Here is a 14,175-nt window from a genome sequence, read left to right as displayed (position 1 = left end):
GGCCACGGGGGTCCGTTCTGTGATGAGGAACACAACGGCGCCCGGGTTCGTCCGCCTCCGGTCCCTGAAAGGGCGATCCATGGGGGAGCACCTCCGCGTCCGGAGAAATCCGGCGCGCACACTGACACGCCGTCTGGCGCTGTCGGCGGCCGTCACCGGCCTGCTGCTCGGCAGTGCCGGACCGGCGCTCGCGGACGATCCGGCCACCGGATCCGCGAGCACGACGACGGGCCCGGCCGCCGACTCGCCGCTGGCGGCCGCCAAGGCCGAGGCCGCGCGCACCGGCCGGCCGGTGACCGTCGACAGCCTCACCACCGAGACGTCGCGGACCGTCGCCAACGCCGACGGCACCTTCACCGCCACCACCCACCTGCAGCCCGCCCGGGTGCGCGAGGACGGCCACTGGAGGGACGTCGACGCCACGCTGACCAGGAACGGCGACGGGACCCTCTCCCCCGCGGCCACCCCCTCCGCGCTGGCCCTCTCCGGCGGGGGCGACGGGCCACTGGCCACCCTCACCGACCCGGACGGGCGACGGCTCTCCTACACCCTCCCGTTCCCGCTCCCCGCTCCCGTGGTGAACGGCAGCACCGCGCGCTACGACGGCGTCCTGCCGGGCGTCGACCTCAAGGTCACCAGCACCGACCAGGGCGGTTTCCACGAGGTCCTGATCGTGCGCGACGCCGCCGCGGCCGCCAACCCCGCGCTCGCCTCGCTCAAGCTGACCACCTCCGTCGGCGGAGGCCTGTCGCTGACGGCCGACCAGGACGGCAGGGTCGCGGTCACCGCGCCCGACGGCAGCGCGGTCTTCCGTTCGCCGACCCCGCTGATGTGGGACTCGGCGACGACCGCCCCGGCCGGGGCCGCCGCGGACCCGGCCCCGGCCGCGAAGGCGGCGCCGAAGACCGCATCGCAAGCCGCGCCGCAAGCCGCACCGCAGGCGGAGGCCCCCGCGGACGGCGCCCCCGCCACGGCATCGACTCCCGAGGAACCGGGCAGCTCCGCCCAGGTCAAGCGGATCGCGGTGACCCATGCGGCCGACACCCTGACGCTGGTCCCCGACGCCGGCCTGCTCCGCGGCGCCGACACCGTCTGGCCGCTGTACATCGACCCGTACACCAGCCCGATCACCAGCAAGAAGAGCCACTTCGTCACCGTCAAGGAGGGCTGCGCGAGCCAGAGCCCGTACGACGACGCGCAGGACAACGGCGAGGGCGTCGGCTACCAGCGCTGGCAGGACTGCTTCGGCCTGAACCGCGCCTACTACGAGCTGAACATCGCCGGCCTCGACAAGAGGATGGTGATCTCCAAGTCGGTGGTCCACCTGACCTCGACCTACGGCGCCTCCTTCGACTGCGACAACGAGACCGGCGTCCGGCTCGCGACGGTGACCCCGATCAGCGGCTCCACCAGCTGGAACAACCAGCCGGACATCACCGGCGACGGCTACATCGGCGGCACCCAGCAGGTCAAGAGCTCCAACATCAGCCAGAAGTGCGGCAACCACGACGTCAACTTCGACGTGACCGGCCAGATCAGGAAGCTCTCCGGGGTCAAGGACAGCTGGACCTTCGGGCTCTGGGGCAACGAGTCCAAGTCGACGAGCAACAACGACTTCGTCCGCTTCGCCAACAACCCCTACCTGACCACGGTGTTCGACATCGCCCCGGAGACGCCGGACACCCTGGGCACCACCCCGGCCACCCGCGCCCCCGCGAGCAACGGCTGCGCCGGCGCGGCCGACGGCTGGATCGGGCAGTCCGGCCTGGCCGGGGACGCCTCCGACATCACCCTCAACGCCCACCTCACCACCGACATGAGCGGGGTCAACCTGCGCGCCCGGTACGAGGTCTGGGACACCAAGACGGCGGCCGCCGACGGCGGCTCGACCGACAAGGGCGCCCCGGTCAGCAGCTGGGTCAGCAACGGCGGCACCACCCGGGTCAACATCGGCTTCAAGGTCGCGGACGGCCACCAGTACGGGTGGCACGTCAAGGCCGAGGACGGCACCCTGGCGAGCGGCTGGACCGCCAACTGCTACTTCAAGACCGACCTGAGCGCGCCGAGCATCCCGTCCTTCACCGACTCCCCGGTCTTCCCGCCGCTCGGCGGCGACAAGGCGCCCACCGGCCACGCCGGTGACACCGGCGTCAAGATCACGGTGACCTCCAACGACCCGACGCCCACCGGCTGCACCCGCGGCAGCTGCGTCAGCAGCGGCATCGACCGCTTCGAGTACTCGCTGGACGCCAACATCCCGGCCAACGGCGCCGCGGCGGTCAACGCCGTTCCCACCACCGGCGGCAGCGCCACCGGCGACGTCCCGATCGTGCTGAGCGCCGCCCAGTGGGGCGCCCACACCCTGTTCGTCCGGGCCGTCGACAACGCCGGCAACACCCAGGGCACCGTCGGCCAGTACAGCTTCTTCGCGCCCTGGAACCCGGCCACCAAGGTGACCGCCGGCGACGCCGACGGCGACGCGGTGCCCGACCTGCTCGCCCCGACCACCGACGGCGACCTCGTCCTGGTCCGCGGCAACGCCGACCCGGCCGGACCGCCCGTCAGCGCCTCCGCCAAGGCCCAGAGCCCGGACGGCACGGGGTGGGACAACTACCTGGTCGCCCACCGGGGCACCGCCACCGGCACCAACGTCGACGACCTGTTCGCCTACTCCAGGGCGACCCACGAGCTGTACCTCTACCAGAACGACGCCGTGACCCCCGGCGGCGTCACCGGGCACTTCACGCTCACCCAGAACGTGATCCCGATCCGCAACTCCTCCTCCTGCCCGGCCAAGGGCTCGGACGGCACCTGGAAGAACGTCACCCAGCTGCTCGCCCCCGGCAAGCTCGCCCAGTTCGCCGACGCCCCCGACCTGGTCACCGTCGACAAGGGCGAACTCTGGTACTACCCGGGGACGTTCCAGGCCGGCTGCAACCTCGGGGCCGGCGTCCGGATCGGCACCGGCGACTGGTCCGGCACCACGCTGCTCGCCCCCGGCACCGTGGGCGGCGTGCCGACCCTGTGGGCCCGGGACAACGCCACCGGCGCGGTCAGCAGCTTCCCCCTGACCTTCGACGCCGGCCTGCCGACCACGAAGATCGCCGCGCCGACCCACGCCCCGCTGGTCTCCGGCGTGCTGGACACCGCCAACAAGAACCTCTGCCTGGACATCGCCGGCGGCAAGACCGTCAACGGCACCGCGGCCCAGATGTACACCTGCAACGGCACCGACGCGCAGCAGTTCGCGCTCGGCGCCGACGGCAGCATCCACGCGCTCGGCAAGTGCCTGGACGTGCAGAAGGGCGAGACCGCCAACAACACCCTCGTGCAGCTCTACCAGTGCAACAACACCGGCGCCCAGCAGTGGGCCCCCGGACCGTACCCCGGCACGCTGAAGAACCCGCAGTCCGGCCGCTGCCTGGCCGACCCGGCGAGCAACCGCAACCCGCGCACCCAGGTGATCATCTACGACTGCATGAACATCGCCGACCAGAAGTGGGCCGCCACCACCGGCAACGTGCTGCCCGCCGCGCAGAAGGTGCTGCCGCTCGGCGTCGGCGACCGCGACGCCCCGACCGTCGCCTCCCCGGGTGACGTGCAGGGCACCGGGTACCCGGCGCTCTACGCCGGCTCCCGTTCCGGCCGGCTGACCGAGTACCCCGGCGCGGCACCGGCCGGCGGCCTGGCCCAGTTCGGGAACCCGGTCGGCATCGGCAACGTCCGCCAGCCCTCGGCCTGGTGGAAGCTGGACGGCACCGCCGACAGCATCCGCCCGACCGGTGCGCTCACCCTCAACGGCGGCGCCGCCCTCGGCACCGACCCGGCCCGCGGCGGCGTCCTGAACCTGAACGGCTCCACCGCGTACGCGGCGGCCGCCGGTCCGGCGGTGGACACCAGCCGCAGCTACACGGTGTCCGCCTGGGTGCGGCTCACCAGCCTCACCGCCAACTCCACCTTCGTCTCGCAGTCCGGTACCAGCGCCAACGCCCTCCAGCTCTACTACTCCAGCGGCGCCCACGCGTTCGCCTTCGGCCACGCCCACGCCGACGACACCGCCGGCGCCTTCACCAGCGCCTACGGGCCCACCACCGGCGCCCTCGCCCCGAAGACCAACACCTGGTACCACCTGGTGGGCGTCTACGACGCGGACTCCGCCGACCTGCGCCTCTACGTCGACGGCTCGCTCGCGGGCACCGCCGAGTACGCGGGCACGGTCTGGAACGCGACCGGTCCGCTGCAGCTCGGCCGCCGCCTCTACATGGGCGCCTACGGCGAGTACGCCGCCGGCCAGATCGCCGACGTCCAGCTCTTCCCCGAGGCCCTCACCCCGATCGGCGTCTCCTCCCTCGACGGCAGGCGCCCCGTCCCCACCCAGCTGAGCTGAGGCATCCGCCCCTCCGGCGCCCGCGGCCCGTCCACCCCACCCGGGTGGACGGGCCGCGGGCTTCCGGGGCGTCTGGGGTGTCGGGGGTGTCGGGTATCGGGGTGCGGACCACCGGCGCCGACACCGACCGCGGCCGGTCAGCTCGCGCCGGCCGCCGCGCGCAGCGCCGCCAGGACGCGGTCGGTGTCGGTCGCGGTGGTGCGCCAGTTGCTGAAGGCGGCGCGGACCGCGGGCACCCCGTCGTACACCGTCGGAGTCAGGAACGCCTCCCCGGAGGCCGCGACGCGGCGCAGCAGGGCGTCGACGTCCTGCTGCGCGGGCCGCCCGGCGAGGGTGAAGCAGACCACGTTGAGGCGCACCGGCGCGAGCAGCCGGAAGGCCGGATCCCCGGCGAGGGACGCGCCCAGCCGGGCCGCCTCGGCGCAGTTGCGCTCCACGATCTCCTGGTGGCCCGCCCGGCCGTAGGCGGTGAGCGCGAACCAGGCCGGCAGGGCCCGCAGCCGCCTGGAGTTCTCCGGGGCCAGGTGCACCGGGTCCGGGTCGCCGGTCGGGGCGCCGAGGTACGGCGAGGCGTTGTGGAAGGCGGCCACCTGGAGGTCCCGGCGGCGGGTGAACTGCACGGCCGCGTCGTACGGGACGTTCAGCCACTTGTGCAGGTCCACGCAGACCGAGTCGGCCGCGTCCAGACCGTCGACCAGGTGCGCGTGGGCCGGCGAGAGCGCCGCGAAGGCGCCGAACGCGGCGTCGACGTGCAGCCAGAACGGGTACCGCTCGCGCAGCGCGGCGATCGCCCGCAGGTCGTCGAAGTCGACGGTGTTGACCGTGCCGGCGTTGGCGACCACCACGGCCGGACGCCCGTCCAGTGCCGCGAGTTCGTCGGCGAGCGCGGCCACGTCGACCGCCTCCCGCCCGTCCAGCGTCCGCACCTGCCGCAGGGCGCTCCGGCCGAGTCCGAGCACGGACAGCGCCTTCCCGATGCTCGAATGCGCGGCGCCGGACAGGACGTCGACCGGCCCGAGGGCGGCGAGGCCGTCCTGGGTGACGCTGACGCCGCGCCGCTCGCCCACCCACTCACGGGCGACGGCGAGGCCGACGAGGTTCGAGGTCGTCGCGCCGCTGACGAAGACGCCCGCGTGGGCCTCGCCGAGGCCGAAGAGGCCGCGGAGCCAGCCGATGGTCTCCTGTTCCAGGTCGGCCGCGGCCGAGCCGGTCCGGTTGCTGACGTTCTGGTCGAAGGCGGCCGTCAGCCAGTCGCCGGCGAGCGCGGCCGGGGTCGCCCCGCCCGTCACGAAGCCGAGGTAACGGGGGCCGGCGCTGCCGCTGAACCCCGGCTCCCAGCGCTGGACGAACAGCTTCAGCGCGCCGTCGGTGCCGCTCCCCTCGTCGGGCAGCGGCTCCACGGGCCCGGGCGCGCCGGGCGTCACCACCGGCCGGTCCGCGAGGCCCGCGAGCACGTGCGCGGCGCGATCGCCGACCGCGTCGAGGAGTTCGGGCAGTCGGGCGAGGTCTTCACCGAGGCGAGGATGCATGCGGACAGCCTAGGCTCGGGCCCGGCCGGGGCCAACGGCCCCCGGGGCGGGACGCGGCCCGCGGGCCGTGGGACGGCCGCGAGCTTCTGCCGGTGCCCCCGGCGAGGCCCGACTCCCCCGCCAGGGCGCGTACTTCAGGGGCGCCGTCACCTGCGGCTCTTCCCGCCGGTGAGCGGAGGCGTCCAGCGTCCCGGGGCCCTGCCCTCAGGGCTCACCGGCCGGGCCGACACGTCCAGCGGCGTCGCACCGGGTAGGGCGGGCGCCCGCCGCGACGCGGCGCCGGGCAGACGGTTTCCGAACTCGTCCGCGGTACAGGGGTTTGCCGCACGCGATCGGGGTCAGAAGTGCCGCGGGGCGTCGCGCCTCCCGATCGGGGCCATCCCCCCCGGACCGGTCGGGACCGCGCGCGACGCCCGTGCGGTTCCCAGGGTCCGCCGCCACCCCCCTCCCGGCGGCGGACCTGGGCCCGCTCCCCATCTCCGTCGTACGCCGGGCGTGACCCTTCGGGTCGGCGGCCGCCGACACCCCCGTGCCCCGTCGTACAGCTGAACCCGCCTCAGCGGCCCACCACGGCCGGGGCGGCGCCGTGAGGGCCTCGGCGGGAGCGGCCGGTTTCACCCATCCTCTACAGTCCTGTAGATTTTGGCTGGCAGCGGGCCGAACCGGCCCGGCCGGAGCGCGACCTGGTGGCGACACCGACGCGCCCGTGCCGACGCAGTGCCGATCGAGTGCTCCGGGGGAAGCGACCGTGGTCCCACCGCTCAGGCTCCGCCCGGAGGGCCGAGTCGGTGGCGGGCACATCCTGGCCCGTGGTGACGGTCGGCGCACGCGGATCGGCAGCCGGGACCACCACGGCCGTGACGGAGCGCGAACTCTGCGGCCGGCGTCGGCAGCGCGGGTGGGCCCCGCCGCCCGGGTGGCGGCGCCTCCCTGACGACGTGCCACCGCGCGCTGTCCGGACGCCCGCCTCTGACGGAGCGTGCCCAGGCCGAGAGCCGCGCCCGCAGGACACCATGGAAACAGCAGGAGGAACAGTGAAGTCGCGCATCATCGCGAGAGTCGTCCCCGCCCTCGTTCTGGCAGGCCTGATGCTGGGCTCGCCGGGCGTCGCCGCGGCCGCGCCGGCCGCGGTCCACGCGGCCGGGTCCGTCGCCCGGCCCGCGGAGTCCGGCATCGACCGGGCGGGGGCCGGAGCGGCGCCCGCCGTCGCGCAGCCGGTCGAGAACCGCTCGGCCCGGGCCGCCGCGCTCGCGGCCGACGACAAGAAGGAGAAGAAGAAGGGCGGCTTCTTCAAGAAGCTCGGCATAGCCGTCCTCGTCGTCATCCTGTTGATCGTGCTGTTCGCCGTCGGGCTCGTCGTCGCGATCGTCTTCGCGATCCGCGCCATCTTCCGGCGCCGCCGGGAGGCGTGAGCACCGGCCCGGGTGCCGGGGGCGGGGGGCCGTGCGGCCCCGGCCCGGGCCGGGACGAGTGCGCCGGGCCACCGCCGGCGGGCGGTGGCCCTCCCCCAATTGGTGCGCGCAGACGTCTTGGCAGAAGGAGGGGGCCTTCCCTACCGTCGAGTAACGCAATCGACCGACGCCCACCCCCCACTCTGCACGTCTGCGCGAAGGAGCGGCGATGTCCCCGCACGCGTTATCGTCCGACGCCCGCCCGTCCCGCCGGTCCCGGCCCGTCAGGGCCGCCGTGGGCGCCCTCTCGGCCGCCCTCGTCCTGCCCCTCGCCGCCGTCGCCCCGGCCGCCGCGACGGCCGGGCCGGCCCCCGGGCACGTGCGCGCCCTGCGCGAGGTGATGTTCGTCGGCAACAACTGGGACGGCACCGCGGACGTCATCCGCTCCACCGGTGACCTGGCCAGGATCGGTCGTGTCAACGTCGTCCCCGACAAGGACCAGCGGCTCACCGAGATCTACCTCAACCCCGTCAAACTCGCCTACTTCCTGGGCATCCGGCTGGGCCCGGGCGAGGGCCACGACCAGTTCGTCGACGACATGTACTCCACCCCGGACGGGTCCGCGGTGGTCGTCTCGCGCCCGAGCTTCGCCGACGTCGTCTCCATCGACCTCGCCACCGGGCGGATCAACTGGCGCTTTCCCGTGTCGGGCTACCGCTCGGACCACATGGCGCTCTCCCCGGACGGCACCCGCGTGGCGGTGTCCGCCTCCACCTCCAACACGGTCCATGTGCTGGACGTCCGCACCGGCGCGCAACTCGGCTCGTTCGCGACCGGGGACAAGCCCCACGAGAACCTCTTCACCGACGGCGGGCGGCGGATCTGGAACATGTCGATCGGCGAGGTCAACACCGCCCTCGACGCGCCGTGGCTGGACTGGACGAAGGGCGACCGCCGGATCACCGTGGTCGACGCCGACACGTTCGCGCCGGTCAGGGTCATCGACATGCGGGAGCGGCTGGACGCCGCCGGCCGCTCGGACCTCTCCGACGCGATCCGCCCGGCGGCGTTCACCCCGGACGGGTCGACGCTCTACTTCCAGGTGTCCTTCTTCAACGGCCTGGTCGAGTACGACGTCGCCGCCGACCGGATCACCCGGGTCAAGACCCTGCCGAAGAACCCCGCGACCAGCGAGGACCGCACCACCTGGGTCAACGACTCGCGCCACCACGGCCTGTCGATGAGCCCGGCCGGTGACAAGCTCTGTGTCGCCGGCACCATGGACGACTACGCGACCGTGGTCGACCGGGCCACGCTCCAGGAGGGCCCGCTGGTGCCCGCCTCGAAACCGTACTGGGCCACCGTGAGCGGCGACGGCACGGCCTGCGTGATCTCCGAGAGCGGCGCCGACCAGGTCACCGCGATCGACTTCGCGACCGGACAGAAGACCGTCTCCGTACCGGTCGGCGACCACCCGCAGCGCGTGCGCCTCGGCCACGTGCCGGCCGACTGGACCGGCCCCTCGGGGGCGTGACCCGGGCCCGGCCCGGCCGACCGGACGACCGGCCGTCCGGCCGGCCCCGCCGCCCGTTCGCCGCACGGACACTGCCGGGACGGGCGCGGTGGGGCGGCTACCGGGACAGCGCCCGGTCCGACGGGGTGCCGGTGTCCGCTCCCGGACCGGGGCGGCGCCGGACCAGCCGCAGCGCCACCGCGACGGCGCCCAGCAGGACGCAGGTGCCCAGGGCGGCGTGCAGGAGCAGCACGTCGAGCCGGTCCGCCGCCAGGTAGGCGCCGACGGCGAGCGCCACCAGGGCGCACACCCCGCGGTCGATGATCGACTCCAGGGACAGCAGGGTCGCCCGGTAGGGGGTCGGCGGGATGGCCGCGTTGATCAGGTAGCGCTGGACCGGGTAGGCGAGGCCGGTGGCGGCGGCGAACACGCACAGCCACGCGATGGTCGCCGCCGCACCGGACAGGGCGGTGGCGGCCAGCGATCCGGCCATCACGAGGCTCAGCACGGTCACGGCCGCGGTGTCCGAGAGCCTGGCCCGGATCCAGCCGGGCCGGGAGGAGCCCAGCGCCTCGGCCACCGTCATCGCGGAGAGCACCGCGCCGTGGTCGGCGACCGGGACGGCCCTGGCCAGCAGCAGCGGCTGGAACAGGTTGACCTGGCAGATCCGGGCCAGGGTGAAGATCGCCACGCCCTGGACCATCAGCGGTCCCAGGGCCCGGGAGGTCCGCAGCACCTTCCACGCCTGACGCACCGAGTCCAGGAACCCGCCGCCGGGCACGGCCGCGGCCGGCGCGCCGTTCCGGGCGCCCGTCCCGGCCGGCGGAGGCGCCGAGGGCGGCGGGGGCAGCGCCGGCAACGCGGCGGCGCAGGCCAGGGAGCCGAGGGTGCAGGCGGCGGTCAGCAGGTAGGGCGCCTGGTGGACCGTACTCATCAGCACGCCCACCAGCGGCCAGCAGGCGATCTTCGCCCACAGGCCGAGGGCCCGCGCGGTGCCCTCCGCCTGCACGTAGCGCTCTCCGGCGCCCTCGGCGTGCAGGTACTCGTAGAGGTAGGCGCTGGAGGCACCGGAGACCAGGGAGCGGGCGGCGGCGATCGCCAGGAAGTGCAGCAGGAAGCCGGTCGCGGAGGGCAGCGCCACCGGCACCAGGTTGGCGGCCGTCATCACCGCGGCCCCGAGCCGCAGGCAGGTCCGCTGCCCGATCCGGTCGGCGATGAAGCCGGTGGGGACCTCCAGCAGGCAGAAGGCGACGTAGTAGACGCTCTGGATGCCGAAGATCTGGCTGTCCGACAGGCCGGCCTGCCGCTGGTACTCGTAGAAGACCGGCATCCACCACAGCAGGTTGAACAGCAGTTGGAAGCCGTTGTTCAGGCGGACCACCCGGCGGACCCCGGGCGGGGCGGCGGGACCGCGCTTGACTCGGCCGAGCAGGGACACGGGCTTGCCTTCCTTCGCGTCGGGGAGGTGGTTCCGCGGCCGCTCAGCCGTTGTAAGGGCGCAGTTGCAGCAGGTGGACCCGGCCGCCGGGGGCCAGCAGCCACTCCACGTCGAGGGGTGCGGCGAAGGTGTAGTCCGCGGCGAAGTGGGACTGGAGCAGGCGTCCGGCCAGGGCGAGCCGGCCGAGGTGTGCCCGGGTCTCGGCGTCGAGGTCCTCGGCGGCGGCGCCGAGCGAGAGCGTCCGGCCGCCGCCCTCCACGGTGTTGTAGAGGTACTGCAGCGGCAGCGCGGTGCCGTCGACCACCGCCGAGGTCGAGCCGGGCGCGCAGTTGAGGTAGACGTTGCGGAAGTCCGCCCGGTTGGTGGGGTTGCAGGTGACCATCACTCCACCGAGCGGGGACGGCTCGTAGCGCTGGACGATCACTCCCATGAACGTGTCGTCCAGGGAGATGCCGGCCTCGTGGCGCAGCCGGACGCTGCGCGGCGACAGCAGCGAGGCCCACACCTGGCGGATCGCGTCGAGCAGGCCCGGCAGGTCGGTGACCTTGGTGTGCGACTCGTAGATGCCCGCGGCGGAGAAGCCCGGCAGGTCCTCGGCGTTGGAGGAGGAGCGCACCGCCAGCCGCCCGGCGCCGGCGAGGTGGCGCACCGCGTGCGCGTCCAGCGCCCGCACCAGGTCGTCGGGGACGGGGGTGGCCACGATGAGGTGCTGGAGCTGGACGCAGACCGAGTCGACCGCGTCCATCGCGCCGAGTTCGAGCGCCATCTTCAGCTTGCCGATGCTCTGCTGCACGGCCCGGGAGGAGTCCAGGAAGCGCTGCTGGACGGCGAACGGCACCGCGATCCCCTCGGGCGCGCTGACGTGCCGGGACAGGAAGTCCGCCGCCGCCTGGACGAGGTCGGCGTCCGCGGCCACCCCCAGCCGCCCGGCCAGGTGGCCCAGCAGGTCGGGTCGCGGCGCGCGGGGCACCGAGTAGTAGCCGGTCAGCCGGGCCGATCCGTGGCGCAGCACGTGGTGGAGTTCGCCCAGGTTGGCCGCCTTGGTGCCGTAGCCGCGGCGGTCCCCGGCGCGCAGCCGGGAGAGCGGCACGATCGGTACGTCCTCCACCCGGGGGGCGTCGATCCGGATGCGCTGGGTGTGCCAGACCGGCTGGGTGAGGTCGGCCGGCTCCTCGGCCCGCTCGATGGTGACGCCGTCAGCACTGACCTCGTAGCGGACCCAGCCGCCGTCCAGGTCGTCAGCGGCGATCCGGTCGAGGGCGCCGCGCACGATGGCGTTGGGTATCCCCCAGCCGGCGGCCAGCATGTTGGTGTGCGACAGCGGGGTGGTGGGCAGGGCGTTGACCAGGCCGGCCAGCCGGGGGATGTCGTCGGGGACGACCGGCATGGCCACGATGTCGTACCAGGTGAGGTCCGCCCGGGCGGCGCGGTACGCGTCCGCGTCGGCGAAGGCGCGCAGCCGGCCGGTGGCCGAGCCCAGAGTGAGCGGGACGAAGGGCCGCGCGGCGAGCAGCGCGTCCGAGCCGGTCCGGGGCAGGACGCTCTCGGGCACGGCCGCCAGAGCGTTCTCCTGCGCGTGGTTGGCCGGCTTCACCAGCAGGGCGAGGGACTGGTCGAGGTGCTCGCGGACGAAGCGGTGGAACTCGGTGAGCAGGTCGGCGCCCATGGTGTCGGCCTCGGTGGTCTCCAGGACCATGAACGGCTCGGTCGACCGGCTGGGCTGGTCGGCCTGGCTGGGCCGGTTCACCTGATCGCCGGCGTGCAGGGAGAGCACGCCGAGCAGGAAGCGCCGGTCCGGGTCCTGGTAGACGCTCCGGTTGAAGCCGTCGAGGTCGGCGTCGAGCTCCTCCAGGGTCAGGCCCTCGATCGTGGTGGCGATGTAGTCGACGTGGAACGGGTGCACGGCGCTGTCGAGGATGTGCCACAACGCCTTGTGCCGGTCGACGACGACCTTGACGTAGGGATGGCCGCCGAGCGTGCCGCAGAGCCGTTCGAAGAGCGGCATGGTGAGACGCGCGCCGATCACCGCACCGGTCTCGGTCCCGGTGTCCGTGTCGCTCTCCGTGCCGAGCATCGCGTCGGTCTCCGTGCCGAGCGGCGCGCCGTCCGGCGCCGCGTTCGTGGCCTCGTTCGGCGCCGCATTCGTGGCCTTGTTCGGCGCCGCGTTCGTGGCCTCGTTCGGCGCCGCGTTCGTGGCCTCGTTCGTCTGCGGGCCTTCGGCGCCCGCCGACGCGCCGGGGTGGGCGGTCACCGGCTCGCTCCGGTCGTCAGGTGGGCGGTCAGTGCCTTGGGCAACGCCTCGATGATCCGGGTGCAGTCCGCCACCAGGACGTCCGCCGACCTCGCGGTCAGGAAGCACAGGGCAGCCATGGTGTTGGCGCCCTCGGCCCGCTCGTACGCGGGCATCGGGGTGCCGGCGGGCAGGCTGCGTTCCCGGACCGGCTCGATCGTGGAGCCGGGGCTGAGCAGGTCCGTCCAGTCCACGGCGTCGAAGTCCCAGCGCGGCTGCTCGCTCCAGGGCTCGCCCGCGCGGTCGGCGGCGAGGATCACCAGCGAGCCGGCGGCCCCGGCGGCCCCGGCGGGCCCGGTGCCCCCGGCGCCGGTGAGCATGGCGGGCGGGTAGGCGACGGGCCGCCCGAGCAGTTCGCGCGTCAGCATGCCGATCATGTCGAGTCCGAAGACGGCCTCCACCTGCCGGGTCGTCATCACGCCCCCGAACCGGGCGGCGGTCTCGATCAGCCACATGTCCCGTCCGCCGGGGGCGAGTTTGATCTCGGTGTGGGTGGCGCAGGTGTCCAGACCGAGCGCGTCCACGGCGGCCCGGGAGGCCGCCTCGATCCGGCGCTGGAGGGGTTCGGACAGGTCCGCCGGAGCGATGCTCGCGCGCTCGGTGAAGGGCGGGACGGTCGGCAGCCGGCCGGTGAGGCACAGCGGGTGGTAGACGCCGCCGGCGACGATGCCCTCCACGCTGACGTAGTCGCCCCAGCCCGGATCGGCGAACCAGCCCCGGGTGCCGCCGGTGACGATCTCCTCCAGCAGGAAGTCGCTCACCCCCTCGTCGGCGGCGTGCAGTTCGGCGTATCCCTCCTCGGCGGAGGAGGCCATCACGGACCGGCCGAGCCGCCAGGCGCGGCCCGCCTCCCGGGCGTCGCGCACGGTGAGGTGCGCGGTCGATCCGGCGCTCCACGCGGCCTTCAGCAGCAGCGGCGGGGTCAGCCGTCGGAACGCCTCGTCGATGTCGGCGGCGCCGTGGATCTCGGCGAAGCCCGGGACGGGTACGCCGGCGTCACGCCAGATCCGCCGCATCAGGCGCTTGTCGCGGGCCGCCGCGACGTGCTCCCCCGGGCCGGCCAGCCCGAGCCGGCGGCAGGCGAGGGCCACGGCCACCACCGCGTACTCGGAGAACGTCAGCACGGCCTGCGCCGCGACGCGTTCGGCGTGGTCGGCGATCAGCTCGACCAGCGCCGTCCCGCCCGCGGGCGGCGCCTCGGTGACCGACGCGCAGGCCGGCCGCCAGGTGTCCGCCGTGACCTGCGGCAGTGGCGCGAGCGCCAGCAGATGGACCTCGCCGTGCGCCGCCATGCGCGGGACCGCGTACTCCAGGGGCGGACCGCCCCTCGCATGCACGAACAGGATGCTGCTCATCTCGCTCCTCGGGGTTGGGCGGACAGGGACGTTGCCTGTCGTGTCGGGTGCCCGGTGGCCGGCCCGTCCTCGGGCGCCCGGACCACGGCGGGGGCGCGGCACCCCGGTGCGGCGTGCACCGCACCGGAGGACGGATGCCCGGTTGTACCGTTGCCGACAGCAGCAGCTGACCGGCCGTCACGTGCTTTCGGCCTGACGTCGGCAGTGCATCTCCGCCTCGGGCCGGGCCTGTCTCTATCCTCAGCAGCCATGCTTGTCATGCACCAATCGGA

General features: G+C 74.1%; 7 protein-coding genes. 3 read left to right on the top strand and 4 right to left on the bottom strand.

The genetic code is table 11. The features are described from left to right. The first annotated feature begins 79 nt into the window (after window positions 1–79). Window positions 80–4,387, top strand: a complete 4,308-nt coding sequence (locus tag ACIF6L_RS13805; protein WP_396488993.1) for a LamG-like jellyroll fold domain-containing protein — start codon at window positions 80–82, stop codon at window positions 4,385–4,387. Window positions 4,388–4,524: 137 nt separating this feature from the next. Here ACIF6L_RS13805 and ACIF6L_RS13800 read toward each other — a convergent pair whose 3' ends face one another. Beyond that, the gene (locus ACIF6L_RS13800; protein ID WP_396488995.1) at window positions 4,525–5,916 is read right to left on the bottom strand and encodes a pyridoxal phosphate-dependent decarboxylase family protein; all 1,392 of its coding nucleotides are present in this window, start codon (window positions 5,914–5,916) and stop codon (window positions 4,525–4,527) included. 1,034 nt (window positions 5,917–6,950) lie between these two features. On the opposite strand from ACIF6L_RS13800, the gene ACIF6L_RS13795 reads away from it, so the two are divergent. Beyond that, window positions 6,951–7,328, top strand: a complete 378-nt coding sequence (locus tag ACIF6L_RS13795; protein ID WP_359812394.1) for a hypothetical protein — start codon at window positions 6,951–6,953, stop codon at window positions 7,326–7,328. A gap of 274 nt (window positions 7,329–7,602) precedes the next feature. Continuing rightward, the gene (locus ACIF6L_RS13790) at window positions 7,603–8,841 is read left to right on the top strand and encodes a YncE family protein (protein ID WP_396488997.1); all 1,239 of its coding nucleotides are present in this window, start codon (window positions 7,603–7,605) and stop codon (window positions 8,839–8,841) included. 97 nt (window positions 8,842–8,938) lie between these two features. Here ACIF6L_RS13790 and ACIF6L_RS13785 read toward each other — a convergent pair whose 3' ends face one another. From ACIF6L_RS13785 to ACIF6L_RS13775, 3 genes are read right to left on the bottom strand one after another with little or no spacing between them, the layout of a single operon-like run. Next, window positions 8,939–10,258 carry an MFS transporter gene (locus tag ACIF6L_RS13785; protein ID WP_396488998.1) on the bottom strand — a complete coding sequence of 440 codons (1,320 nt, stop codon included), beginning with the start codon at window positions 10,256–10,258 and terminating at the stop codon, window positions 8,939–8,941. A gap of 43 nt (window positions 10,259–10,301) precedes the next feature. Continuing rightward, window positions 10,302–12,509 (bottom strand): PEP/pyruvate-binding domain-containing protein, encoded by a 2,208-nt coding sequence (locus ACIF6L_RS13780; RefSeq protein WP_396489000.1) that lies wholly within the window; start codon window positions 12,507–12,509, stop codon window positions 10,302–10,304. After that, window positions 12,506–13,903 (bottom strand): acetyl-CoA carboxylase biotin carboxylase subunit family protein, encoded by a 1,398-nt coding sequence (locus ACIF6L_RS13775; RefSeq protein WP_396489002.1) that lies wholly within the window; start codon window positions 13,901–13,903, stop codon window positions 12,506–12,508. Before ACIF6L_RS13775 ends, ACIF6L_RS13780 begins: the two co-directional genes overlap by 4 nt. Between the last annotated feature and the right edge of the window lie 272 nt (window positions 13,904–14,175).

Origin of the sequence: Kitasatospora sp. NPDC086009 (assembly GCF_044540385.1) — a bacterium.
Taxonomy (GTDB): Bacteria; Actinomycetota; Actinomycetes; order Streptomycetales; family Streptomycetaceae; genus Kitasatospora.
The sequence above is the reverse complement of the archived record's forward strand: the minus strand, read 5'-3'. Positions and strand labels throughout refer to the sequence as shown.